Annotated in this window: 14 protein-coding genes, 1 tRNA gene and 1 other RNA gene; 9 read left to right on the top strand and 7 right to left on the bottom strand. The window is 70.9% G+C overall.

The window, feature by feature from the left end:
* Nucleotides 1-4: 4 nt before the first annotated feature.
* From narI to ACWGPE_RS04450, 4 genes are read right to left on the bottom strand one after another with little or no spacing between them, the layout of a single operon-like run.
* Entirely contained in the window at nucleotides 5-775 is a 771-nt protein-coding gene (gene narI / locus ACWGPE_RS04465) for a respiratory nitrate reductase subunit gamma (protein WP_452048225.1), read from the bottom strand.
* Nucleotides 772-1503, bottom strand: coding sequence for a nitrate reductase molybdenum cofactor assembly chaperone (narJ, locus tag ACWGPE_RS04460; protein WP_452048224.1), 732 nt, complete (start codon nucleotides 1501-1503; stop codon nucleotides 772-774). Before narJ ends, narI begins: the two co-directional genes overlap by 4 nt.
* On the bottom strand, nucleotides 1503-3158 hold the full coding sequence (gene narH / locus ACWGPE_RS04455; protein WP_231431768.1) for a nitrate reductase subunit beta: 1656 nt from the start codon (nucleotides 3156-3158) through the stop codon (nucleotides 1503-1505). Before narH ends, narJ begins: the two co-directional genes overlap by 1 nt.
* Nucleotides 3158-6913 carry a nitrate reductase subunit alpha gene (locus ACWGPE_RS04450; RefSeq protein WP_452048223.1) on the bottom strand — a complete coding sequence of 1252 codons (3756 nt, stop codon included), beginning with the start codon at nucleotides 6911-6913 and terminating at the stop codon, nucleotides 3158-3160. Before ACWGPE_RS04450 ends, narH begins: the two co-directional genes overlap by 1 nt.
* A 232-nt stretch (nucleotides 6914-7145) precedes the next feature.
* Here ACWGPE_RS04450 and ACWGPE_RS04445 point away from each other — a divergent pair, with 232 nt between their 5' ends.
* The 3 genes from ACWGPE_RS04445 to ACWGPE_RS04435 all read left to right on the top strand — a co-directional run bounded on the left by ACWGPE_RS04445 (nucleotide 7146) and on the right by ACWGPE_RS04435 (nucleotide 11023).
* Nucleotides 7146-8420, top strand: a complete 1275-nt coding sequence (locus ACWGPE_RS04445; RefSeq protein ID WP_452048222.1) for a nitrate/nitrite transporter — start codon at nucleotides 7146-7148, stop codon at nucleotides 8418-8420.
* Between the two features lie 9 nt (nucleotides 8421-8429).
* On the top strand, nucleotides 8430-10337 hold the full coding sequence (locus ACWGPE_RS04440) for a helicase HerA-like domain-containing protein (protein WP_452048221.1): 1908 nt from the start codon (nucleotides 8430-8432) through the stop codon (nucleotides 10335-10337).
* Between the two features lie 71 nt (nucleotides 10338-10408).
* Nucleotides 10409-11023, top strand: coding sequence for a GNAT family N-acetyltransferase (locus ACWGPE_RS04435; RefSeq protein WP_231431765.1), 615 nt, complete (start codon nucleotides 10409-10411; stop codon nucleotides 11021-11023).
* Nucleotides 11024-11096: 73 nt separating this feature from the next.
* Here ACWGPE_RS04435 and ACWGPE_RS04430 read toward each other — a convergent pair whose 3' ends face one another.
* From ACWGPE_RS04430 to ffs, 3 genes are all read right to left on the bottom strand, one after another.
* Complete coding sequence (locus ACWGPE_RS04430) at nucleotides 11097-11618, bottom strand: hypothetical protein (RefSeq protein ID WP_231431764.1); 522 nt, start codon at nucleotides 11616-11618, stop codon at nucleotides 11097-11099.
* 468 nt (nucleotides 11619-12086) lie between these two features.
* Nucleotides 12087-12174, bottom strand: a tRNA-Ser gene (locus ACWGPE_RS04425).
* An RNA gene (ffs, locus tag ACWGPE_RS04420) (signal recognition particle sRNA small type) lies at nucleotides 12172-12268 on the bottom strand. The genes ACWGPE_RS04425 and ffs overlap by 3 nt, the downstream gene beginning before the upstream one ends.
* A 412-nt stretch (nucleotides 12269-12680) precedes the next feature.
* Between ffs and ACWGPE_RS04415 the strand changes: the two genes are divergently transcribed.
* The 6 genes from ACWGPE_RS04415 to ACWGPE_RS04390 all read left to right on the top strand — a co-directional run bounded on the left by ACWGPE_RS04415 (nucleotide 12681) and on the right by ACWGPE_RS04390 (nucleotide 25459).
* A complete protein-coding gene (locus ACWGPE_RS04415; protein ID WP_452048220.1) occupies nucleotides 12681-13118 on the top strand; it encodes a hypothetical protein in 438 nt (145 codons plus the stop codon).
* Nucleotides 13119-13127: 9 nt separating this feature from the next.
* Nucleotides 13128-15302 carry a phosphate acetyltransferase gene (gene pta / locus ACWGPE_RS04410; RefSeq protein WP_452048219.1) on the top strand — a complete coding sequence of 725 codons (2175 nt, stop codon included), beginning with the start codon at nucleotides 13128-13130 and terminating at the stop codon, nucleotides 15300-15302.
* Nucleotides 15299-16543 (top strand): acetate/propionate family kinase, encoded by a 1245-nt coding sequence (locus ACWGPE_RS04405; protein ID WP_452048218.1) that lies wholly within the window; start codon nucleotides 15299-15301, stop codon nucleotides 16541-16543. Before pta ends, ACWGPE_RS04405 begins: the two co-directional genes overlap by 4 nt.
* Before the next feature lie 53 nt (nucleotides 16544-16596).
* Entirely contained in the window at nucleotides 16597-17175 is a 579-nt protein-coding gene (locus tag ACWGPE_RS04400; RefSeq protein ID WP_231431760.1) for an ArsR/SmtB family transcription factor, read from the top strand.
* Nucleotides 17172-18479: an MFS transporter gene (locus ACWGPE_RS04395; RefSeq protein ID WP_231431759.1), complete on the top strand. Its 1308-nt coding sequence runs from the start codon at nucleotides 17172-17174 to the stop codon at nucleotides 18477-18479. Before ACWGPE_RS04400 ends, ACWGPE_RS04395 begins: the two co-directional genes overlap by 4 nt.
* Before the next feature lie 113 nt (nucleotides 18480-18592).
* Nucleotides 18593-25459 carry an IPT/TIG domain-containing protein gene (locus tag ACWGPE_RS04390; RefSeq protein WP_452048217.1) on the top strand — a complete coding sequence of 2289 codons (6867 nt, stop codon included), beginning with the start codon at nucleotides 18593-18595 and terminating at the stop codon, nucleotides 25457-25459.
* Nucleotides 25460-25485: the final 26 nt, after the last annotated feature.

Raw genomic sequence — 25485 nt, 5'->3', positions numbered from 1 at the left:
CTCGTCAGAGCTTCGTGAGCTTCTTCGGGTCGGGCGTCTGGATGCCCTCCCAGCCGCGCTTCCGTCCGCTCGTGCCCGGACGGGTGCTCGCGGCGTCGCGCGAGCGGTAGACGATGTACGGCCGGAACAGGTAGCCGATCGGCGCCGAGAACACGTGCACGAGTCGCGTGAACGGCCACAGCGCGAACAGCAGCGTCGCGCACAGCACGTGCAGCTGGAACATGAGCGGCACGTCGGCCATGAGCTCGGGCTGCGGTTGCAGGATGATGAGGCTGCGGAACCACGGCCCGACCGTGCCGCGGTACTCGTAGCCCGGTCCGAGCACCTGGTACATGACGGTCGCGAGCGTTCCGAACAGGATCACCCCGCCGAGGAACACGTACATGACCTTGTCCATGCGCGTCGTCGCGAGGAACACCGGTCCGACCGTGCGCCGTCGGTAGATGAGGATCACGAGTCCCGCGATCGTGAGCAGTGCCGCGAACGAGCCGAGCACGGTCGCCCCGAGGTGGTACAGGTGCTCGTCGATGCCGATCGCGTACAGCCACTCGCGCGGGATGAGCAGGCCCACCACGTGCCCGGCGATCACCATGAGGATGCCGAGGTGGAACATCGGCGAGCCCCAGCGCAGCAGGCGGTTCTCGTAGGTCTGGCTCGACCTCGTCGTCCAGCCGAACTTGTCGTAGCGGTAGCGCCAGATGTGCCCGACGACGAACACCGCGAACGCCGCGTACGGCAGGGCGACCCAGAGCAGCACGTTCCAGGCGTCGTTCATGCGCGGACCTCCTCGTGCGCGGCGCCGACGGGCGCATACGGTGCCGTTGCGGACCGGCCGGGCATCCCGAGGAACGACAGTCCGACCGTCTCGGCGGGCGGCCCGTCGTTCACGAGTGCGAGATAGCGTTCGCGGGTCGCGTCGTCGAGCTCGGGGAGCGACCGGCACACGGCCCTGACGAGCCCGGCCCACGGGCTGCCCTGCTTCTCGAGGGCCTCCCGCAGCACCTCGAGCCCGTCGCGGTGGGCGGCGATCAGCTCGGATGCCTCGGGCGAATCGCTGCGGGCGGAGAACTCGAGCACGGCGGGCAGGAAGTCGGGCAGCTCGTCGGCGTCGAACTCCCACCCGGCGGCGCGGTACGTCTCGATGAACGAGACGAGCGCGGCGCCGCGCTTGCGGGTGTCGCCCGCCTGGAAGTACGTCAGGTAGAGGCAGCACTTGCGCTTGAGGTCGAAGGTCGCGACGTACTCGGCCTCGAGCGCGGCGGCGGGCGTCGACGAGACGTGCCCGAGGAACCCGAAGAACTCGCCGGACAGCTCGGGCGGCAGTCCCGGGACGGATGCCTCGACCGCGGCCGCGCGCTCGGCGAAGCCCTCGCCCGGGTAGTCGAGCAGCAGCGAAGCGGCCATGTGCGCGAGGCGACGCTGGTCGTCGCTCAGCGCGATGCGCGGAGCCGACGCGTTCGGCACAGAGCCGGGGCGGCGGAAGATGAGCGGCAGCCTGGCCATCATTCGCCCCCGTCGCCCACGCCGTCGCCCTTCGGCGGGAACAGGCCCTGCGGCGAGCCGTTGCCGTCCCAGTTGAGCAGGTTCACCCGGCCCGGTGTCGACGGCCGGTCGGCGGTCTGCCGGTTCTTCAGCGCGTGGAAGTTCTCGACCGCGACCGGCACCGGCTGGCCGCTCGACGAGCCGAAGGGGCCGGCGCCGCCCATGCCCGGGCCGCCGTCGTAGTCGAGCGAGCACGCGAGCTCGTCGAGCTCGCGTGCCTGCTCGGTGTGCGCGGCGGGGATGACGTAGCGCTCCTCGTACTTCGCGATCGCGAGCAGCCGGTACATCTCCTCGATCGTCTCGCCCGTCATGCCGACGGCGTCGGCGATGCGTTCGTCCTTGCCCTCGCCGAGGTTGATGCCGCGCATGTACGAGCGCATCGCGGCGAGCTTGCGCAGCGACGCCTCGACAGGGCGGGTGTCGCCCGCGGTGAAGAGGCCGGCGAGGTACTCGAGCGGGATCCGCAGTTTCGAGATGGCCGAGAACAGCGTCTTCGCGTCCTCGCCGTCGTTGCCCGACGAGGCCACGACGTCGACGACGGGGGAGAGCGGCGGGATGTACCAGACCATCGGCATCGTGCGGTACTCGGGGTGCAGCGGCAGCGCGACCCTGTACTCGTTGATGAGCTTGTGGATGGGGGAGCGCTGGGCCGCGTCGATCCAGTCCTCCGGGATGCCGGCCTCGCGTGCGGCCTGCACGACGGCGGGGTCGTGCGGGTCGAGGAAGACGCTGCGCTGCGACTCGAGCAGCTCGTGCTCGTTCTCGACGCGGGCCGCCTCGGCGACCTTGTCGGCGTCGTAGAGCACGAGCCCGAGGTAGCGCAGCCGCCCGACGCAGGTCTCGGAGCACACGGTCGGCAGTCCGACCTCGAGGCGCGGGTAGCAGAGCGTGCACTTCTCGGCCTTGCCGGTCTTGTGGTTGAAGTAGACCTTCTTGTAGGGGCATCCCGACACGCACATGCGCCAGCCGCGGCACTGGTCCTGGTCGACGAGCACGATCCCGTCCTCGACCCGCTTGTACATCGCGCCCGACGGGCAGGAGGCCACGCACGACGGGTTGAGGCAGTGCTCGCAGATGCGCGGAAGGTAGAACATGAACGTCTGCTCGAACTCGCTCGCGACGTGCTCCGACATGTGCTGCAGGATCGGGTCGTCCTGCATCGTCTCGCGGGAGCCGCCGAGGTTGTCGTCCCAGTTCGCCGACCACGAGATCTTCATGTCCTCGCCGGTCAGCAGGCTCTTCGGCTTCGCGACCGGGGTGTGCTCGCCCGCGGGGGCGTTGAGCAGCATGTCGTACTCGTAGGTCCAGGGCTCGTAGTAGTCGTGGATCTCGGGCAGTTTCGGGTTGGAGAAGATCGTCGCGAGCTTCTTGAGCCGGCCGCCCGAGCGGAGCTTCAGACGACCCGACTTCGTGCGCACCCAGCCGCCGCCCCACTTCTCCTGGTCCTCGTAGCGACGCGGGTACCCGATGCCGGGCCGCGTCTCGACGTTGTTGAACCAGACGTACTCGACGCCCGAGCGGTTCGTCCACGCCTGCTTGCAGGTGACGCTGCAGGTGTGGCAGCCGATGCACTTGTCGAGGTTCATGACCATCGACATCTGCGCCATGACCTTCATCAGTACTCGACCTCCTGGCTGCGACGGCGGATCACCGTGACTTCGTCTCGCTGGTTGCCGGTCGGCCCCAGGTAGTTGAACGCGAAGGCGAGCTGCGCGTAGCCGCCGATCAGGTGGCTGGGTTTCAAGAGCACCCGGGTCAGCGAATTGTGGATGCCGCCGCGGAGGCCGCTCGTCTCGGTCCGCGGCACATCCACCGTTCGGTCCTTCGCGTGGTACATGTACACCGTGCCCTCGGGCATGCGGTGCGAGACGATCGCGCGGGCGACGACGACGCCGTTGCGGTTGTACGACTCGATCCACTCGTTGTCGCGCACGCCGATCTTCTCCGCGTCCTGCGGGCTCATCCAGATCGTGGGGCCGCCGCGCGAGAGCGAGAGCATGAAGAGGTTGTCCTGGTACTCCGAGTGGATCGACCACTTCGAGTGCGGCGTGAGGTAGCGCACCGCGACCTCGGCACGTCCGGCCGCCGCGGGGTCGCCGCTCGGCGCCGTCGATCCGGGAGCCGGCGAGTCGCCGAAGAGTCGCGCGAGGTCGAGCGGTGGCCGGTAGACCGGCAGGTTCTCGCCGAGCTCGCTCATCCAGTCGTGGTCGAGGAAGAAGTGCTGGCGCCCGGTGAGGGTGTGCCACGGCTTCAGGTGCTCGACGTTGATCGCGAACGCCGTGTACCGCCGGCCGCCGTGCTCGGAGCCCGACCACTCGGGGCTCGTGATCACCGACACCGGTCGCGACTGCACGTCGGCGAAGCGGATACGCCCGCCCTCGTGGTCCTCCGCGAGCTGCGCGATGCGCTGGCCCGTGCGCTTCTCGAGCTGGCGGAAGCCCTGCACCGAGAGCCGCCCGTTGGTCGTGCCCGAGAGCGCGAGGATCGCCTCGCAGACCTTCACGTCGGTGTCGAGCAGCGGCTGCCCGGCGCCCGCGCCGCTCGTCGCGACCCCGTTGAGCCGTCCGAGCTCGGCGACCTCGGGGGTGGGGTCGAACACGATGCCCTTCGTGACCATGCCCGCCTTCACCGCGAGCGGGCCGAGCGTCGCCATCTTGTCGGCGATCGCGGTGTAGTCGCGCTCGACGACGACGAGCTTCGGCATCGTGACGCCCGGCACGAGCGGCAGCCCGTCCTCGACGATGCCGTGCGGGGTCGCCATCGCGTCGGGGGTGTCGTGCATGAGCGGCGCCGCGACGAGGTCGCTGCGCGTGCCGAGGTGCACGCGGGCGTACTCCGAGAGCCGCTGGGCGATGAGGTGGAAGATCTCGAAGTCGGTCTTCGTCTGCCAGGGCGGTGCGATCGCCGGGTTGAACGAGTGCACGAACGGGTGCATGTCGGTCGACGAGAGGTCGTGCTTCTCGTACCAGGTCGCGGCGGGCAGCACGACGTCGGAGAACAGCGTCGTCGAGGTCATGCGGAAGTCGGTCGTGACGAGCAGGTCGAGCTTGCCCTCGGGAGCGTCGTCGTGCCACTCGATGGTGTTCGGCCGGCGCTCGGGCGGTGCCTCGGCTGCGCGCACCGCCGAGTCGGTGCCGAGCAGGTGCTTGAGGAAGTACTCGTTTCCCTTGCCCGAGGAGCCGAGGATGTTCGCCCGCCACACGTTGAGCACGCGCGGGAAGTTCTCGGGCGAGTCGGGGTCCTCGCACGCGTAGCGCAACGACCCGTCCTGCAGCGAGTCGACGACGTAGTCCGCGGGTTCGCGGCCGGCGGCCCGGGCCTCGTCGACGAGGTCGAGCGGGTTGCGGTCGAACGTCGGGTAGCTCGGCATCCAGCCGCGCTTGGCCGACTCCACGAGGCAGTCCGCCGTCGTCCGCCCGGCGAACAGGCCCGAGGCCAGCGGCGAGGCGAGCTGATCGGCGGGCAGCCCGTCGTAGCGCCACTGGTCGGTCGCGAGGTACCAGAACGCGGTGCCGATCATCGCGCGGCCGGGTCTGGACCAGTCGCTCGCGGTGCCGTACTGCGTGTACCCGGTGACGGGCCGCACCTTCTCCTGGCCGACGTAGTGCGCCCAGCCGCCGCCGTTCACGCCCTGGCAGCCGGTCATCGTCGTGAGCGCGAGGAAGGTGCGGTAGATCGTGTCGGAGTGGAACCAGTGGTTCGTCCCCGCGCCCATGAGGATCATCGAGCGGCCGCCCGATCGCTCGGCGTTGTCGGCGAACTCGCGCCCGATGCGCTCGGCCTGCTCGGCGGGGACGCCGGTGACCTCCTCCTGCCAGGCGGGCGTGCCGGGCGTGGACGGGTCGTCGTAGCCGGTCGGCCATTCGCCGTGCAGCCCGTCGCGGCCGACGCCGTACTGCGCGAGCAGCAGGTCGAACACGGTCGTCACCGTGCGGCCCGCGACCTCGAGCGTCGGCACGCCGCGACGCACGACGCCGGTGCCGCCCTCGTGCTCCGCGCCCGGCTCGGGCGCGACGTCGAAGCGCGGCAGGTCGACGGCCGCGGTCGCGCCGAGCCATGCGGCGTCGTCCATGATCGAGAGCAGCGGGTCGACGCCCTCGAGGTCGAGGTTCCACTTGCCCTCGTCTTCGGTGCCGAACCGGTGGCCGAGCGAGCCGTTCGGCACGACGGGCTCGCCGCCCTCGCCGAGCAGCACGGTCTTGAACGCCGCGTTCGCCGACTCGGCCGCCTCGCCGCCGAGGTCGGCCGCGGTCAGGAACTTGCCCGGCACGAACCCGTCGCCCCGCGATTCGAGGGTGATCAGGTACGGGGCATCCGAATACGTCTTCAGGTAGTGCACGAAGCGCGGGGTGCGTCGCTCGACGAGGAACTCGCGCAGGATCACGTGGCCCATCGCCATCGCGAGCGCCGCGTCGGTGCCGGGGTGCGGGGCGAGCCATTCGTCGGCGAACTTGGTGTTGTCGGCGTAGTCGGGCGAGACGGTCACGACCTTCTGGCCGCGGTAGCGCGCCTCGGTCATGAAGTGCGCGTCGGGCGTGCGGGTGACCGGCACGTTCGAGCCCCACATCATGAGGTAGCTCGAGTTCCACCAGTCGGCCGACTCGGGCACGTCGGTCTGGTCGCCGAACACCTGCGGGCTCGCGACGGGGAGGTCGGCGTACCAGTCGTAGAACGACTGCATCGTGCCGCCGATGAGGTTGACGAAGCGTGCGCCGGCGCCGTGCGAGACCATCGACATCGCCGGGATCGGCGAGAAGCCCGCGACCCGGTCGGGGCCGTGCGCCTTGATCGTGTGCACGTGGGCCGCCGCGATGATCTCGAGCGCCTCGTCCCAGCTCGCCCGCACGAGCCCGCCTTTGCCGCGGGCCCGCTTGTACGCGCGGGATGCCTCGGGGTCGGTGACGAGCGCCTCCCAGGCCAGCACGGGGTCGCCGCCGACCCGGGCCTTCGCCGCACGGTACCGCTCGAGCAGCGCGCTGCGCAGGTACGGGTAGCGGACGCGCGTCGGCGAGTAGGTGTACCAGCTGAACGCCGCGCCGCGGGGGCAGCCGCGTGGCTCGTACTCGGGGGAGTCGGGGCCGACCGAGGGGTAGTCGGTCTGCTGCGTCTCCCACGTGATGATGCCGTCCTTCACGTAGACCTTCCACGAGCACGAGCCCGTGCAGTTCACGCCGTGGGTGGAGCGGACGACCTTGTCGTGCGACCAGCGGTCGCGGTAGAAGACGTCGCCCTTGCGACCGCCCGCGAGCGTCACGGTGCGGAGGTCGGGAGACACTTCGCCGGGCCGCACGAAGCGGCCGAGCTTGACGAGGGCATCGGCGAGCGCGCCGTCGGTGGCTGGACCGCTCGAACTCGGGGGCGTCTGACTCACGAAGGCCTCCTCGCCTGTGCGACGAACGCCGTTGCCGGCGCCGCCGGGGTTGCCGCTTGACGCGGACACTACCGACCGTATTGGGCACGGCGGCGGTCTGTCGAGGCGTTTCACCGGGTTTATTCGATGTTCACGAACCCGGCCGAAATGGCTGGCCACACGGGTCATGCGCCCGGTACTGTCGGGCGCAGACGGCGGGTTCGCCGGCACATCGCACCGATCGGGGGCAGCGTTGAGCGAGTCATCGAAGCAGGCCGGGGCAGTGGTCGAGGCGCAGGGAGGGCCATCGCTGAAGGGGCAGTTGGGACAGGTGCTGCTGGCGACGTTCGCCTCGGCGATCGGGTTCTGGGCGTGGATGCTCATCGCCCCGCTTCAGAAGACGTACGCGACCGAGATGGGGCTCGACGAGGGGCAGATCTCGCTCATGCTCGCGACGCCCGTGCTCGTCGGCGCGCTCGGCCGCATCGTGACGGGGGCCATGACCGACCGCTTCGGCGGTCGCAGGATGTTCACCATCGTGCTGCTCGGCTCGGTTCCGGCCGTCCTGCTCGTCGCGCTCGCCGGCGAGATCAAGAGCTTCCCGCTGCTCCTCGTCGCGGGGTTCTACCTCGGCGTCGCGGGCACGATCTTCGCGGTCGGCGTGCCCTTCTCGAGCGCCTGGTACGAAGCGAAGCGACGTGGCTTCGCGACCGGCGTGTTCGGCATGGGCATGATCGGCACGGCGATCTCCGCGTTCCTCACGCCGCGTCTCGCGGAGTCGATCGGCTACCTGCCGACGCACCTCCTCGTCGCCGGCATCATGGCCGCGACGGCGATCATCGTCTGGCTGTTCCTGCGCGACTCGCCCGCCTGGGAGTCGAGCCGGCAGCCGCTCGTGCCGAAGGTCGTCGGCGCACTGAAGCTCCGCATCACGTGGGAGATGGCATTCCTCTACGGCATCGTCTTCGGAGGCTTCGTGGCCTTCTCGACGTTCCTGCCCAAGTACCTCACGACGATCTACCCAGACGAGGTCGACCCGGTCGGCGCGGGCACGCGCACCGCACTGTTCGCCACCGCCGCGGTCGTGGCCCGGCCGATCGGCGGTGCGCTCTCCGACCGCGTCGGTCCGAAGGTCATCTCGCTCATCTCGCTCGCGGGTATCGTGTCGCTCGCGTACATCGTCGGGCAGCAGCCGCCCGAGGGCATCGTGACCGGGGTGACGTTCATCCTCATGGCCGCGGCGATGGGCCTCGGCATGGGCGCGGTCTTCGCCTGGGTCGGGCCGTCGACGCCGAAGGACAAGGTGGGCGCGGTGACCGGCGTCGTCGCCGCGGCCGGAGGTCTCGGCGGGTACTTCCCGCCGCTCGTGATGGGTGCGACCTACAACGCCGAGACGAACTCGTACGCGCTCGGGCTGTGGTTGCTCGTGCTCGTCGGGGCCGTCGCACTCGTCGTGGCGGGAATGCTCCGCGACGCGCGCCCCGGCTCGGCGAAGGCGGCCCCGGGTCCCGTGCCGGCGCCTCGATAGGATCACGGCATGGCCGATGACGCGGTGAAGCAAGCTCAGGAGGCGGCCGCCGCTGCGGCCGAGGCGGCGAAGACGCTGCAGGCGCAGGCGGAGGCGGCGATCAAGGCCGCCGAGGAGGCGGCGGCGCTCGCGAAGGCGGCCGCCGAGGCGGCGACGAAGGCGGATGCCGCGGCCGAAGCCGTGGCGGAGGAACCCGCGTCGGAGGCACCACCCGCCGCGCCGGCGGCGGCCTCGCCCGAACCGGTCGCGGCGCCCGAGCAGGCCGCGGCCGAGGCATCCGGCCCCCTCGACGCGAAGCACATCGACGCGGTGCGCAGCGGGTACGCCTTCGAGGGCCCGGCCCTCGAGATGGGCGCGCTCGTCAACGGCGAGGCGATGCCCGGCGTCCCGGTGCGCATCCCGATCGCGATGACGAACCGGCACGGACTCGTCGCCGGCGCGACCGGCACCGGCAAGACCCGCACCCTGCAGGTGCTCGCCGAGCAGCTGTCGGCGGCGGGCGTCGCGGTCTTCGCCGCCGACATCAAGGGCGACCTCTCGGGCGTCGCGACGCCCGGCGAGGGCAATGAGAAGCTCCTGAAGCGCACGGCCGGCATCGGGCAGGACTGGACGCCCGCGAGCTTCCCGACCGAGTTCTTCTCGCTCGGCGGCGTCGGCAAGGGCGTGCCCATCCGTGCCACGATCTCGGGGTTCGGGCCGCTGCTGCTCTCGAAGGTGCTCGGGCTCAACGACACCCAGGAGTCGAGCCTCGGCCTCGTCTTCCACTACGCGAACAAGAACAACCTCGCCCTCCTCGACCTCGAGGACCTGCGCGCCGTGCTGGCCTACCTCGTGAGCGACGAGGGCAAGGGCGAGCTCGAGGGGCTCGGCGGCCTCTCGAAGGCGACGGTCGGGGTCATCCTGCGCGAGCTCATCACCTTCGCCGACCAGGGCGCCGACGTGTTCTTCGGCGAGCCCGAGCTCGACACGGCCGAGTTCCTGCGCACCGCGCCCGACGGACGGGGTGTCATCAGCCTGCTCGAGGTGCCGGGTGTCGCCGACAAGCCGGCGCTGTACTCCACGTTCCTCATGTGGCTGCTCGCCGATCTCTTCACCGACCTGCCCGAGGTCGGCGACCTCGACAAGCCGAAGCTCGTCTTCTTCTTCGACGAGGCGCACCTGCTCTTCAAGGACGCGTCGAAGGAGTTCCTCGCGCAGATCACCCAGACGGTGCGGCTCATCCGGTCGAAGGGGGTCGGCGTGTTCTTCGTCACGCAGACGCCGAAGGACGTTCCGGGCGACGTGCTCGCCCAGCTCGGCTCGCGGGTGCAGCACCAACTGCGAGCGTTCACGCCCGACGATGCGAAGGCGCTGCGCGCGACCGTGTCGACCTACCCGAACTCGGGTTACGACCTGGAAGAGACGCTCACCGTGCTCGGCACGGGCGAGGCGATCGTCACGGTGATGAACGAGAAGGGCGCGCCGTCGCCCGTCGCGTGGACGAGGCTTCGTGCACCGCGGGCGTCGATGTCGCCCTCACCCGACGCGGCGATCGATGCGGCCGTCGCCGCGTCGCCGCTTTCGGCGAAGTACTCGACGGGCATCGACCGCGAGTCGGCGCACGAGATCCTGACGAAGAAGCTCGCGGATGCCGCGGCGAGGGTGGATGCCGAAGAGGCCGCGGCGGCCAAGGCGAAGGCCGACGCCGAGTACGCGAAGATGCAGGCGAAGATCCAGGCCGACGCCGCGAAGGCCGACAAGAAGGCGCAGGCCGAGTACGACCGACTGATGAAGCAGACGTCGGGGAGTTCCCGGTCGTCGTCGCGGTCGCGGTCGAAGGAGAAGTCGGCGCTCGAGGAGGTGCTCGGCTCGCGCACCACCCAGACCGTGCTGAAGCAGGTCATCACCGGCATCTTCGGCATGGCCAAGCGCCGCTGAGGCTGCACTGATGAAGTAGCGCCCGACGAACGAGGACGCGTATCGAGACCCGGTACGGGAGGATGGGCGTGATGTTCCAGATCCGCCCGTACCGCCCAGCCGACCGCGACGACGTCGCACTGGTCTGCCTGCGCACCGCGGCAGCGGGCGGCGACGCGACGGGGGTGTACTCCGACGACACGCTCATGCCCGAGGTGTTCGCACTGCCGTACGTCGAGTACGCGCCCGAACTCACCTTCGTCGTGGCCGACGAGCAACGTGCCGCGGGTTACGTGATGGCCGTCGCCGACACGGCGGACTTCGTCGAGTGGTGGCGGCGCGAGTGGGCGCCGGGCTTCGCGGCGAGGCATCCCGTCGCCGCGCCGCCGACCGAGCACGCACCCGCGTTCACCGAGGCCGCCCTCATCGACGCGGGCGTGCACCCCGAGCGCATGCTCATCCCCGAACTCGACCGGTACCCCGCCCACCTGCACATCGACCTGCTGCCCGAACTGCAGGGGCAGGGCTGGGGGCGCCGGCTCATCGACACGGTGCGCGGTGCACTCGCCGAGCGAGGAGTCGCTGCGCTCCACCTCGGCCTCGCGGCCGAGAACACGGGTGCGCGGGCGTTCTACGACCGGCTGGGATTCCACGAGCTGCCGTCGAGCACGCCGGCGTCGCCGAAGCTCGGCGTCGCGACGCAGTGACCCGGCGGTCGAGGAGCGCGATGCCGTCGGCCGAGCAGCGCGAAACACGTGTCGAGACCACTGGCCTCGCGGCTCAGGCCATGAGCGAGCGACGCTCGAACCAGTAGAGCAGCCCGGGATCGCTCTCGCGCAGTTCGGCGAGCGTCACCGGTTCGTCCCGCGTCGACTCCTCGACGTCGAGCACACCGGCGACGAGGTCCATCGCCGACGCGTCCCAGAACCGGCCGCGCATGCGGAACCGGCCGCGGCCGCTGCGGCACACGACGAACAGCTCGTCGGTCGTGTCGAGGCTGTTCGACCGGTAGAGGTCGAGCCGCAGCACCTTCGAGACGTCGCGGGCCGCGACGACCGTGGTGGTGCCGAAGAATCCGCGTTCGACGATGCCGTAGCGGCTGATCGACACCCGGGTGCGGCGGTAGGCGATCCAGGCGAGGCACATCAGCCCGCCGACGATCGCGGCCGTTGCCGCGACGATCGGCCACGACCCCGTCGGATCGAGCACCCACAGCTCGACGGCGAGCAGTGGAAGCACGAGCGCCGCTGCCGCGACGCCGTAGCTCCATCCGAGCGTGCGACGAGGCCTCAGGGTGATCACCCTGAGGCCGTCGCCCCCTGCTGCCGCCGCGCTGATGGAGGAGCCCCCTGCATCCCCACTCCTCGCTTCCACCGGTGCCGCTGACATCTCTCACATCATGCGCCTCGCGCGAGGTGCACGCTATTCGGCATTAATGAGGACACGGCGGGGCGCGAGGCGCGTGGACGCGGCGATCGGACGGAAGGGGAAGAATGTGCCGGCGTCGTGGGGTCAACGAGAACGCCGTCGTCTTCGTCGACATCTCGGGCCCTCACGACCCGGCTCAGGACAGCATAGGCGCTGCCGGCGACGATGGCGGACATGGGGGCACGGGCGGATGCCTCGACGCAGAACACCCCTCGGCCGGCATCGGGAAGATGCCGGCGAGGGGCGGTGCCGATCGCGTGACGGGCGTGATCGTTCTTGGCGGAGGATGGGGGATTCGAACCCCGGTGTGGGTGCTGTGCGCGCACCCGGCGTGATCGTTCTTGGCGGAGGATGGGGGATTCGAACCCCCGAGGGCTTTCACCCAACACGCTTTCCAAGCGTGCGCCATAGGCCACTAGGCGAATCCTCCAGTGACCCCCCACGCACCCGCCAGAGCCCGGTTACCCTTGCTGCGTTTCCGCCCTGGGGGAGTTGGCCTGGATAGCGCCACGTGGGGAGCCTCGGACAGTCTACCCGAGTCGAGCGGCCCCGCTGCACCGCGGGCCGCACGAGCCCCCTGGAACGCGCACCCGAGGGAGCATCGCTCCGAGAAAGCCGGCCACAATTCCACATTTCCACACGTCGCCCGTCCACAATTCCACTTGTCCACACGTCGCCCGTCCACAATTCCACTTGTCCACACCGTCTGCGGAGCGAAACCTCCGGCGGCGCCGCCGAGCGCGCACCGAGTAGGGGTCGAATCCGCCACCTCGCAGCGTGGTCGACTCGTGCCGACGTGACGGACTCGTGGTTGCACCTGCTGTGGTCATGTGGTCATGTGGTCATGTGGTCATGTGGTCATGTCGTCATGTGGTCGCACGAGGCGTGGTCACCTGATCTTGTGGTCGGTCTCGTGCACGGGGCGCGAGGGGGGCGATGGCCGGACTCGGCCGAGTCGAGGGTGGCGCCGTCGCGGGCGCGCTGGTCGGCATTCTCGCGCTCGCCGGGTGCGCCGCCCCATCGATCGAGGCGCGCGCCGTCGGCCCGACGACCGTCCTCATGAGGGTCGGCGGCTCCGACATCGAGGAGCAGGCGGCCTTCGTCGGCAGCATCGACGTCGAGAGCGGATGCCTCGTGGCGCGCGCCGAGGGCGGTGACGTCATGGGCATCGTCCTGCCCGACGAAGCGCGGGTCGCGGACCGCGCTGGCGGGCTCGAGGTGGAGTTCGACGGTCTCGTCACGGAGGTCGGCGACCCGGTGTTGCTGGGTGGCGGTTATCGCGAGGCGGCGTCGGTCGGCAGCGTGCCCGACGAGTGCGAACACTCGGAGTACTTCCAGCCGAACGCCCGGCAGGGCGAGGAGCCCGCCGAATAGGCTGGATGCGTGGCGCACAGCATCTACATCTGCTCGGCCGAGGGCAACACCGGCAAGTCCACCGTCGCGCTCGGCACGCTCGACACGCTGACCCGACGCGCGGCGAAGGTCGGCGTGTTCCGGCCCATCGCGCGATCGACCGCCGAACGCGACTACGTGCTCGAGCTGCTGCTCGCCCACGACGGCGTGGTGCCGCTCACCTACGACGAGGCGATCGGCGTCTCGTACGACGAGGTGCACGCCGATCCCGATGCGGCGCTCGCGACGATCGTGCGCCGCTTCAAGGCCGTCGAGGGCCGCTGCGACGCGGTCGTCATCATCGGCTCCGACTACACCGATGTCGGCAGCCCCACCGAGCTCGCGTACAACGCGCGCATCGCCGCCAACCTCGCAACCCCGGTGCTGCTCGTGCTCGGCGGACGTGTCGGCGAGTACCAGGGGCGTGCACTCAGCGAGCGGCTCGGCGACAGCGACGCTCGCACGCCCGACGAGCTCGCCCAGCTCTCGGAGCTCGCCGTCGAGGAGCTCGAGCGCGAGCACGCCTCACTCCTCGGCGTCGTGGTCAATCGCGCCGACCCCGACCGGCTCGACGAGATCGTCGACGCGGTCCGTGCGGCGGGGCTCGGCCCGGTGGCGGTCGCGCGGCCCGGCGGCGTCGTCGCCGGCGAGGCATCCCAGGTCGCCGTCTGGGCCATCCCCGAGGACCAGTTCCTCGTCGCGCCCTCGATGCGCACGATCATGCAGGCCGTCGACGGCGAGCTCTACGCGGGCGACCCCGACCTGCTCGACCGCGAGGCGCTCGGCGTCGTGATCGCGGCGATGTCGATGGAGAACGTGCTCTCGCGGCTCATCGAGGGCTCGGTCGTGATCGTGCCCGGCGACCGCAGTGAAGTGCTGCTCGGAGTGCTCACGGCGCACTCGTCGCAGACGTTCCCGTCGGTCTCGGGCATCGTGCTGAACGGCGGCTTCCCCCTCTCCGAGCACATCGTGCGACTCGTCGAGGGCCTCAAGGCGGGGCTGCCGATCATCCGCACCGAGCTCTCGAGCTACGAGACCGCCCTCGCGATCACCCACACCCGCGGGCGGCTCGCCGCCGAGTCGCAGCGCAAGCGCGACACGGCCCTGTCACTGTTCGAGCACCACGTCGATGCCGAGGCGCTGCTCGACCGGCTCGAGATCGCGAGCCCCGAGGTCGTCACGCCACTCATGTTCGAGTACGGCCTGCTCGAGCGGGCGCGCCGCGAGCGCAAGCACATCGTGCTGCCCGAGGGCTACGACGACCGCATCCTGCGGGCTGCGGCGACCCTGCTCGCCCGCGACGTGGCCGACCTCACGATCCTCGGCGAGGAGATCGAGGTCCGCTCGCGCGCGATCGGGCTCGGCCTCGACATCTCGCGCGCGGCGGTGCTGTCGAATCACGACTTCGTCTACGTGACGCGCTTCGCCGAGGAGTACCAGAAGCGGCGCGCGCACAAGGGCGTCACGCTCGAGCAGGCGCGCGAGCGAGTGCAGGACGTGTCGTACTTCGGCACGATGATGGTCGAGCTCGGCATGGCCGACGGCATGGTGTCGGGCGCGGCGCACACGACCGCGCATACGATCCGCCCCTCGTTCGAGATCATCAAGACGAAGCCGGGCGTCGACATCGTCTCGAGCGTGTTCCTCATGGCGCTCGCCGACCGGGTGCTCGTCTACGGCGACTGCGCGATCGTGCCCGACCCGACGGCCGAGCAGCTCGCGGACATCGCGATCTCGTCGGCGCAGACCGCCGCCCAGTTCGGCATCGAGCCGCGCATCGCGATGCTCTCGTACTCGACGGGGGAATCGGGCGAGGGCGCCGACGTCGACAAGGTGCGCCGCGCGACCGAGCTCGTTCGCGAGCGCGCCCCCGAGCTCGCGGTCGAGGGGCCGATCCAGTACGACGCGGCCGCCGACGCGGCGGTCGCGCGCACGAAACTGCCCCAGTCGGATGTCGCGGGCCGGGCCACCGTGTTCGTCTTCCCCGACCTCAACACGGGCAACAACACCTACAAGGCGGTGCAGCGGTCGGCGGGCGCCGTCGCGATCGGGCCCGTGCTGCAGGGCCTGCGCAAGCCCATCAACGACCTCTCGCGCGGCGCACTCGTGCAGGACATCGTCAACACCGTGGCCATCACGGCGATCCAGGCGGCGGATGCCTCGTGAGCGTCGTCCTCGTCATCAACTCGGGCTCCTCGTCACTGAAGTACCAGTTGATCGAGGCCGGCTCCGGGCGCTCGCTCGCGTCTGGGCTGGTCGAGCGGATCGGGCGCCCCGGCGGGCGGGCGAAGCACGTCGTCTCGACGGACGGGCCCGACGGCGCCGACGGCGCCGACGGGGGCGGCGGGGGCGGTGACGAGGCATCCGTCACCCGTGAACGCGACGTCGAGGTGCCCGACCACTTCGCGGCCTTCGACGTGATGCTCGAGGCGTTCGCCGAGGCGGGGCCGCCGCTCGCGGCGAACCCGCCGGTCGCGGTCGGGCACCGGGTGGTGCAGGGCGGTGCGCGCTTCTTCGAGCCGACCGTCATCACCGACCTCGTGAAGATCAACATCGACGAGCTGTCGACCCTCGCGCCGCTGCACAATCCGGCCAACCTCGAGGGCATCGAGGCGGCGCAGCGGGCGTTCCCCGACGTGCCGCACGTGGCGGTGTTCGACACGGCGTTCCACCAGACGATGCCGCCGGCCGCCTACACGTACGCGATCGACCGCGACGTGGCGGCCAAGCACCGCATCCGGCGGTACGGGTTCCACGGCACATCGCACCGGTACGTCTCACGGGCCGCGGCGGAGTTCCTCGGCCGGCCGCTCGAGGAGCTGCGCCAGATCGTGCTGCACCTCGGCAACGGGGCGTCGGCGTGCGCGGTCGAGGGCGGTCGATCGGTCGACACGAGCATGGGCATGACGCCGCTCGAGGGGCTCGTCATGGGCACCCGGTCGGGTGACCTCGACCCTGCGGTGCTCCTGCACCTGCAGCGGCGCGCGGGGCTCGACGTCGACGGCGTCGATGAACTGCTGAACCGCCGCAGCGGCATCCTCGGGCTCGGCGGGCACGCCGACATGCGCGACCTCGTCGAAGCGGCCGGGGCGGGCGACGAGCGCGCGGCGCTCGCGCTCGACGTGTACGCGCACCGGTTGAAGGCGTACATCGGGGCCTATCTCGCGCAGCTCGGCGGTGTCGACGTGATCTCGTTCACCGCCGGGGTCGGCGAGAACTCGGTGCGCGTTCGGGCCGCCGCGCTCGCCGGGCTCGAGCGGCTCGGCATCGAGCTCGACGCCGAGCGGAACTCGGTGCGCTCGGGGCAGACCCGCGTGATCTCGACCGACGGCTCGCCCGTCACCGTGCTCGTCGTGCCGACGAACGAGGAGCTCGAGATCGCCCGCCAGGCGCTCGAGGCGATCTGAGCAACTCTGCAACAACTGTTGTGCAATAACTATTGCAGAGTTACCATGGCGGTGTGAGCGAACACGAGAACTCCATCGACCTGCGCGACGCAGGGGCCATGCGCGCCATGGCGCACCCGCTGCGGTTGCGCATCCTCGGCCTGCTGCGCATGCACGGGCCGCACTCGGTCGGCATGCTCGCCGAGGCGACGGGCGCGGCATCGGGGTCGATCAGCTACCACCTGTCGACCCTCGCGAAGTACGGCTTCGTCGAGCCCGCGCCCGAGCACGAGCGCGACGGCCGCGAGCGCTGGTGGCGGTCGGCGCACGAGATGACGAGCCTGAACGCCGAGTCGTACCTCGACGATCCCGACCGCCGAGAGGCCGCCGAGGCGATGCGCAGGACGGTCATCGACGCGTACCATCGCGAGCTGCTCGACGCGCTCGACGCCGAATTCGCGCTCGAGCCCGAGTGGATCGCCGCATCGGACTCGAGCGACGGGGGCGCGCAGCTCACGCTCGACGAGTTCCGGGAGCTCACCGCAGACCTGGCCGCCGTGCGCGAGAAGTGGTGGGCGGTCGGGCGCGAGCCGCGCCCCGGCACCCGAGCGGTGCGCTGGATCACCCACACGTTCCCGAGGACCGAGCAATGAGCGCCGAGATCGACCTCGAGCGGGTCGCGGATCTCCCGACGCAGGAGGACGCGCCTCGATACCCACCGGCGACCCGGCGGCTCCCGCTCTTCGCGAATCTCGCCGCCGCGCTGTTCTCGCTCGGGGGCAACGCCATCGCCCTGGTCGCGCTGCCGATCATCGCCCTCACCGAGACGGGCTCGCCGCTCGCCGCGGGGGTCGTCGGCGTGTTCTCCACGGTGCCGCTCGTGATCGGCGGCGCCCTCGGCGGCGTCCTCGTCGACCGCTTCGGCTACCGGGTGTCGAGCATCGTCGCCGACCTCGCGAGCGCCGTGACCGTGCTCGCGATCCCGTTGCTGCATGCGACCGTCGGCCTGCCCTTCGGCGTCATGCTCGCGCTCGTATTCCTCGGCGGCCTCCTCGACCCTCCCGGCGACACCGCCAAGACCTCGATGACGCCCGACCTCGCGGCGCTCGCGCGCTGGCCGATCGAGCGCGCGGCCGGCGCACAGGCGGCCGTGCAGCGGACGGCCGTGATGCTCGGCGCGGGCACGGCGGGCGCCCTCGTCGCCTTCCTCGGTCCGATGCCGGCGCTCGTCGTCGACGCGGGCGGGTTCGCCGTCTCGGCCCTGCTCGTGGCGTGCTTCATCCCGCGCACCGCCCGCACCAAATCGACCGACGGGCGGGCGCAGGAGCAGTCCGCCGCGACTCGCTCCGAGCGCGGCGGCTTCGTCGAGGGTCTTCGCTTCGTGGCATCCTCGCCGCTGCTGCGCTCGATCGTGCTGCTCGTCACGCTCACGAACGCGATCGACGCGGCCGGCATGACCGTGCTGAAGCCGCTCTACGCGACGCAGGTGCTCGGCGACCCGGCCCAGCTGGGCTTCATGGTCGGCTGCTTCGCGGCAGGCGCCCTCACCGGGTCGATCGTCTTCGGGGCGGTCGGGCATCGCTTCTCTGGACGGCTCATGTTCGCCGCATGCTTCATGGTGGCCGGCACGCTGCCGTACCTCACGATGGCGCTCGGCGCGCCGGTGCCGGTGCTGCTGCCGGTGCTCGCGCTCTCCGGATTCGCCGCAGGCGCGATCAACCCCATGATCTCGACCGCGATGTACGGCCTCATCCCCGACGGCATGCGCGCCCGCGTCTTCGGGGTGACCACGGCCGGTGTCGCCGCGACGATGCCGCTCGGCGCGTTCCTCGGCGGCCTCGCGGCCGAGCAGCTCGGCCTCGTTCCGACGCTCGCGGGCTGTGCGGCCCTCTACGTCGTGCTCGCATCGTCGCCGCTGTACCTGACGTCGTTCAGGGGGCTGCGGAGCTCGACCTGACCCCCGTTCGGGGGTGATTTTCCTCGCTTCCCCTATCGGGTGGCGCCGTGCCGCAATATGTTGAGCCCATGCGGCGCGGGGGGCGTCGCACGCTGACTCTGGGGGGACGTCACATGTTCGTCGCGCGCGCCCGTACGACCGTCGAACGGAGGCGCCGAGGAGCGCACCGAGCCGAAGACCCGCGAGGGCACCGGGCCCTGCGATGGCTCGCCGCCGTCGGGGTCGTCGCGCTCACCGCGGGCGGCGGTGCGATCTCCGCGCAAGCCGCACCGGGGGACACGTCGTACGCCGAAGGACAGTTCCTCTCGGGCACGCTGCTCGATTTCGTCGATCTGAGCGCTGTCGCCGGCATCGACGGCGAGACGGCCTCCAGCGACGGCGTCACCCCTGAGACCAATTCGACGAACCTCGACCTCTCGGCGCTCTCGGTGCTGAGCATCGACATCGGCGGCGGCGTGCAGGTGCCGCTGAACTTCACCGAGGCGGGCGTCGTCGGCCAGTACGCGAGCGCAGCGATCGACGGATCGTCGATCGGCGCCTCGGGGCTCATCTCGGACTCGGGTGCGATCGGCACCGGGGTCACCCCCGCGCCCGGCGTCGCGCCGGGCCCGATGAGCCTCGACCTGGCCCAGCTGCTCGGCCCCGAGTTCGCCACGACGATCTCCGACCTCGACGTCACGCTCGGCGCGATCAGCGCGAACGCCGCGGCGAACACCGGCGGTGCGCCCGTCGGCGACTACGAGATCGCAAGCGCGACGGTCGTCGTGGACAGCCCGGTCGTCGAGGGCATCACCGGCACGGTCGACGCAGCCGTGGCCGACCTCGACGCAGAGGTCGACGCACTCGCCGGTCCCGATGGACTGCTCGTTGAGGGCGTCCTCTCGGCCGTCAGCAGCGTCCTCGCGGTCGGAGGCCTGGGAGACGCCTCCGCGACCGTGACCGTCGACCTGCAGGCCGCGGTCGACGCCGTGCTCGACATGCCGCTCGACTCCGGCGGCGGCGTCGTCATCGACCTGCAGAACGGCACGATCACGCTCGACCTCGACCAACTCGTCGGAGGGCTCAATGACCTCGACCCGAGCACCGAGCTGCTCTCGAGCGCGGTGCTCACCGAGGTCACGAGCCAGGTCGCCGAACTCGTCGACGGACTCGTCGCCGATCTCGATCTCGCGGTCACGAACGCGCTGAACAACGCCGCCGTCTCCATCGACGTCGACATCAACGGACCGGCACCGCTGTCGCTCCCGCTCGTCAACGTCACGGTGACGGGAACGCTCCTGCAGATCTCCGACGGCACGGCGACGGTCGGCATCACCGCGCTCGGCGGCCTGCCGATCGGAGGACTCACCGACGAGATCATCCTCGATACCCTCGGCCCGATCGTGGACGCGGTGATCGACCCCGATACCGGCGCGCTCGGAACCTTCCTCACCACGCTGACCGACGACGTCCTGAACCCCGTCATCAACGAGTTGAACCCTGCGCTGCTCCTCCTCAACACGGTCGTGTCGCTGCTCGCGAACGTGCAGGAGCCGTCGCCCGGCGTCGCCGGCCAGGTCTTCGAGGAGACCGCCCTGCGCCTGAGCCTCCTGCCGACGACGATCGTGCCCGAACTCCTCGAGCTGAACCTCGCTCGCGCCCTCGTCGGACCGAATCTCGTGGCGCCGGTGCTGACGACGCTCACGCCCGACGAGGGTCCGACCGCAGGCGGCACGCTCGTGACGATCGACGGCACGGCGCTCGGCGGTGCGACCGCGGTCACCGTCGACGGTGTCTCGGTGCCCTTCACGCAGGTGAGCGAGACCCAGATCACCTTCTCGACTCCGCCGCACGCCGAAGGCCCGGTCGGGGTGACGGTCACGACCGCGGCGGGCGTGAGCGCTCCGCTCACGTTCACCTACGTGCCCGCTCCGGTCCTCACGACGCTGACGCCCGACGAAGGGCCGGCCGCAGGCGGCACCCCCGTGACGATCGACGGCACCGACCTGGCCGGGGCGACCGAGGTCTCGGTCGACGGTGTCTCGGTGCCGTTCACGCAGGTGAGCGACACGCAGATCACGTTCTCGACGCCCGCGCACGCTGCCGGCCCCGTCGACGTGACGGTCACGACCGCCGGCGGCGAGAGCGGCCCGCTGACGTTCACGTACATTCCTGCGCCGGTGCTCACCGACCTCGATCCCGAAGCGGGCCCGGTTGCGGGTGGCACTCCGGTGACGATCACGGGCACCGATCTTGGGGATGCCTCTGAAGTGACGGTCGACGGGGTGTCGGTGCCGTTCACGCAGGTGAGCGGCACGCAGATCACGTTCTCGACGCCCGCGCACGCCGCGGGCCCCGTGGACGTCGTCGTGACGACGCCGGGCGGCGACAGCAATGCGCTGCCGTTCACGTACTTCGACGAGCCCGTGCTCACGACCCTCACGCCCGACGAGGGCCCAGCGGCGGGCGGCACGCCGGTGACGATCGACGGCACGGCACTCGGCGGGGCGACGGCGGTGACGGTCGACGGGGTGTCGGTGCCGTTCACGCAGGTGGGCCCGACCGAGATCACATTCACGACGCCGGCGCATGCCGCCGGCCCGGTCGACGTGGTCGTGACGACGCCAGGCGGGGACAGCAACGCGCTGCCCTTCACGTATTACGCGGTGCCCGCGATCACGGGGCTCGACCCCGACGCGGGGCCGGTCGCGGGCGGTACGCCGGTGACGATCACGGGCACCGATCTCGGCGGGGCGACGGCGGTGACGGTCGACGGGGTGTCGGTGCCGTTCACGCAGGTGAGCCCGACCGAGATCACGTTCGAGACCCCCGCGCACACGGCGGGACCGGTCGATGTCGTCGTCACGACTCCCGGTGGTGAGAGCAATGCGTTGCCGTTCACGTACTACGACGTGCCGACGCTCACGGCGCTCTCGCCGGAGGAGGGGCCGACGGCGGGTGGCACGCTCGTGACGGTGACCGGGACGAACCTTGCCGGTGCGACTGAGTTGACGGTCGATGGGGTGTCGGTGCCGTTCACGCAGGTGGACGACACGACGGTTGCGTTCCAGACGCCGTCGCACGCGGCGGGCCCGGTCGACGTCGTGGTGACGACGCCGGGCGGTGAGAGCAATGCGCTGCCGTTCACGTACGTGCCGGCGCCGGTGCTGACCGATCTCGATCCGGATGCGGGTCCGGTGGCCGGTGGTACGCCGGTGACGATCACGGGTACCGATCTCGGTGGGGCGACGGCGGTGACGGTCGATGGGGTGTCGGTGCCGTTCACGCAGGTGAGCCCGACGGAGATCACGTTCGAGACCCCGGCGCACGCGGCGGGCGAGGTGAACGTGGTCGTCGTCACGGCGGGTGGGCCGAGCAACGCATTGCCGTTCACGTACTACGCGGTGCCGAGCCTGACGAGCCTCACGCCCGAGCAGGGTCCGACCGCGGGCGGCACGTCGGTGACCGTCACGGGTACGGCGCTCGGCGGTGCGACCGAGCTCACGGTCGACGGGGTGTCGGTGCCGTTCACGCAGGTGAGCGATACGGAGATCACGTTCGAGACCCCGGCGCATGCGGCCGGCCCGGTCGACGTGGTCGTCACGACGCCGGGCGGCGCGAGCGGTCCACTCGCGTTCACCTATGTGCCGGCGCCGCTGCTCACGGGGCTCGACCCCGATGCGGGCCCGGTCGCAGGCGGAACTCCGGTGACGATCACGGGCACCGATCTCGGCGGCGCGACCGAGGTGACGGTCGACGGGGTGCCGGTGCCGTTCACGCAGGTGGGCCCGACCGAGATCACGTTCACGACGCCGGCGCATGCCGCCGGCCCGGTCGACGTGGTCGTGACGACGCCCGGCGGCGACAGCAACGCACTCCCGTTCACGTACTACGCGGTGCCGAGCCTGGCCAGCCTCACGCCCGACGAAGGGCCCACCGCAGGCGGCACGCTCGTGACCATCGACGGCACTGCGCTCGGCGGCGCGACCGAGGTCTCGGTCGACGGCGTCGCCGTGCCGTTCATCCAGGTGAGCCCCACGCAGATCACGTTCTCGTCGCCGCCGCACGCGGCCGGACCGGTCGACGTGGTCGTGACGACACCGGGCGGCGCGAGCGATCCGCTGACGTTCACGTACATCCCCGCGCCGGTGCTGACGGCGCTGGCGCCCGACCAAGGCCCGGTCGCGGGCGGTACTCCGGTGACGATCACGGGCACCGACCTCGGGGATGCCTCGGAGGTGACCGTCGACGGGGTGTCGGTGCCGTTCACCCAGGTGAGCGACACGGAGATCACGTTCGAGACCCCGGCCCACGCGGCCGGTGAGGTCGACGTGGTGGTGACGACAGCCGGCGGCGACAGCAACGCGCTGCCCTTCACCTACTTCGACGAGCCCGTGCTCACGACCCTCACGCCCGACGAAGGCCCAGCGGCGGGCGGCACGCTGGTGACGATCACCGGCAGCGCGCTCGGCGGTGCCACGGAGGTGACGGTCGACGGGGTATCGGTGCCGTTCACCCAGGTGAGCGACACGCAGATCACGTTCACGACGGCGCCGCACGCGGCGGGTCCCGTCGACGTGGTCGTGACGACCCCGGGTGGTGCGAGCGACCCGCTCGTCTTCACCTACCTGCCCGGCCCGGTCATCACGGCGCTCGACCCTGACGCGGGGCCGATCGCGGGCGGCACGCCGGTGACGATCACGGGTACCGATCTCGGCGGCGCGACGGAGGTGACGGTCGACGGGGTGTCGGTGCCGTTCACCCAGGTGAGCCCGACGGAGATCGAGTTCGAGACTCCCGCGCACGCGGCCGGGGAGGTCGACGTCGTCGTGGTGACCGGCGGCGGTGAGAGCAACGCGCTGCCGTTCACGTACTACGCGGTGCCGACGCTCGCCGCGCTCGACCCCGACGAGGGACCGACCGTGGGCGGCACGATCGTGACCGTGACGGGCACGAACCTCGCAGGTGCCACGGAGCTCACGGTCGACGGCGTCGCCGTGGCATTCACCCCGGTGAGCGACACGACGATCGTGTTCACGACTCCGCCCCACGCCGCCGGCGAGGTCGACGTGGTCGTCACCACACCCGGCGGCGAGAGCGACCCGCTCACCTACACGTACGTGCCGGCGCCGGTGCTCGCCGCGCTCGATCCTGACGCGGGTCCGGTCGCGGGCGGCACGCCCGTGACGATCACGGGTACCGATCTCGGTGGGGCGACCGAGGTGACGGTCGACGGGGTGTCGGTGCCGTTCACGCAGGTGGGCCCGACGGAGATCGACTTCGTCACGCCCGCCCACCTCGCAGGCGAGGTCGACGTCGTCGTGACGACCCCGGGCGGCGAGAGCAACGCCCTGCCGTTCACCTACGTCGCCGCGCCGGTGCTCACGGCGCTGGCGCCCGACGCGGGGCCGGTCGCGGGCGGTACGCCGGTGACGATCACGGGCACCGATCTCGGGGATGCCGCTGAGGTGACGGTCGACGGAGTGTCGGTGCCGTTCACGCAGGTGAGCGATACGGAGATCACGTTCGAGACCCCGGCGCATGCGGCCGGCCCGGTCGACGTGGTCGTGACGACGCCGGGCGGCGCGAGCGGTCCGCTCGCGTTCACCTATGTGCCGGCGCCGCTGCTCACGGGGCTCGACCCCGATGCGGGCCCGGTCGCAGGCGGTACTCCGGTGACGATCACGGGCACCGATCTCGGCGGGGCGACGGCGGTGACGGTCGACGGGGTGTCGGTGCCGTTCACGCAGGTGAGCCCGACCGAGATCACGTTCGAGACCCCCGCGCACACGGCGGGACCGGTCGATGTCGTCGTCACGACTCCCGGTGGTGAGAGCAATGCGTTGCCGTTCACGTACTACGACGTGCCGACGCTCACGGCGCTCTCGCCGGAGGAGGGGCCGACGGCGGGTGGCACGCTCGTGACGGTGACCGGGACGAACCTTGCCGGTGCGACTGAGTTGACGGTCGATGGGGTGTCGGTGCCGTTCACGCAGGTGGACGACACGACGGTTGCGTTCCAGACGCCGTCGCACGCGGCGGGCCCGGTCGACGTCGTGGTGACGACGCCGGGCGGTGAGAGCAATGCGCTGCCGTTCACGTACGTGCCGGCGCCGGTGCTGACCGATCTCGATCCGGATGCGGGTCCGGTGGCCGGTGGTACGCCGGTGACGATCACGGGTACCGATCTCGGTGGGGCGACGGCGGTGACGGTCGATGGGGTGTCGGTGCCGTTCACGCAGGTGAGCCCGACGGAGATCACGTTCGAGACCCCGGCGCACGCGGCGGGCGAGGTGAACGTGGTCGTCGTCACGGCGGGTGGGCCGAGCAACGCATTGCCGTTCACGTACTACGCGGTGCCGAGCCTGACGAGCCTCACGCCCGAGCAGGGTCCGACCGCGGGCGGCACGCTCGTCACGATCACGGGCACCGACCTGGGGGATGCCTCGGAGGTGACGGTCGACGGGCTGCCGGTACCGTTCACCCAGGTGAGCGACACCGAGATCACCTTCGAGACCCCGGCCCACACGGCCGGTGAGGTCGACGTGGTGGTGACGACGCCCGGGAGCGAGAGCAACGCACTCGCGTTCACCTACGTGCCGACGGTGATCGACGACGTCGATCCGCCGAACGGACCTGAGGCGGGCGGCACAGAGGTGACCATCTCCGGTCAGTGCTTCACCGACGCGACCGAGGTGCTGTTCGGTGACGCACCGGCGACCTCGTTCGAGGTGATCGACGACGGCACGATCGTCGCGGTGGCTCCTGCCGGTACCGGCGTCGTCGACGTCACGGTCGTCGGCACCGAGGAGTGCGGCGAGGCGAGTCTGCCCGCCGGCTTCACGTACGAGTCGTCACCCGCACCGACGCCCGGAACGAAGCCGGGAGCGATCGCCTCGACCGGCGTCGACCTGATCGGGCCGCTCGTCCTGGGCGGCGGGGTGCTCCTGCTCGGCCTCGGCATGCTGTTCGTCGTGCGGCGGCGCTCCGGCCGGGCCTGAACCCGCGGACGGGGTGCCCGGCGCCG

The organism is Agromyces sp. NPDC055658 (genome assembly GCF_053618155.1).
The sequence above is the reverse complement of the archived record's forward strand: the minus strand, read 5'-3'. Positions and strand labels throughout refer to the sequence as shown.

Coding starts and splice junctions, on each gene's coding strand:
- narH (WP_231431768.1), bottom strand. CDS start 3,158: ATGAAGGTCATGGCGCAGATGTCGATGGTCATGAACCTCGACAAGTGC.
- ACWGPE_RS04390 (WP_452048217.1), top strand. CDS start 18,593: ATGTTCGTCGCGCGCGCCCGTACGACCGTCGAACGGAGGCGCCGAGGA.
- ACWGPE_RS04435 (WP_231431765.1), top strand. CDS start 10,409: ATGTTCCAGATCCGCCCGTACCGCCCAGCCGACCGCGACGACGTCGCA.
- ACWGPE_RS04440 (WP_452048221.1), top strand. CDS start 8,430: ATGGCCGATGACGCGGTGAAGCAAGCTCAGGAGGCGGCCGCCGCTGCG.
- narJ (WP_452048224.1), bottom strand. CDS start 1,503: ATGGCCAGGCTGCCGCTCATCTTCCGCCGCCCCGGCTCTGTGCCGAAC.
- ACWGPE_RS04395 (WP_231431759.1), top strand. CDS start 17,172: ATGAGCGCCGAGATCGACCTCGAGCGGGTCGCGGATCTCCCGACGCAG.
- ACWGPE_RS04415 (WP_452048220.1), top strand. CDS start 12,681: ATGGCCGGACTCGGCCGAGTCGAGGGTGGCGCCGTCGCGGGCGCGCTG.
- narI (WP_452048225.1), bottom strand. CDS start 775: ATGAACGACGCCTGGAACGTGCTGCTCTGGGTCGCCCTGCCGTACGCG.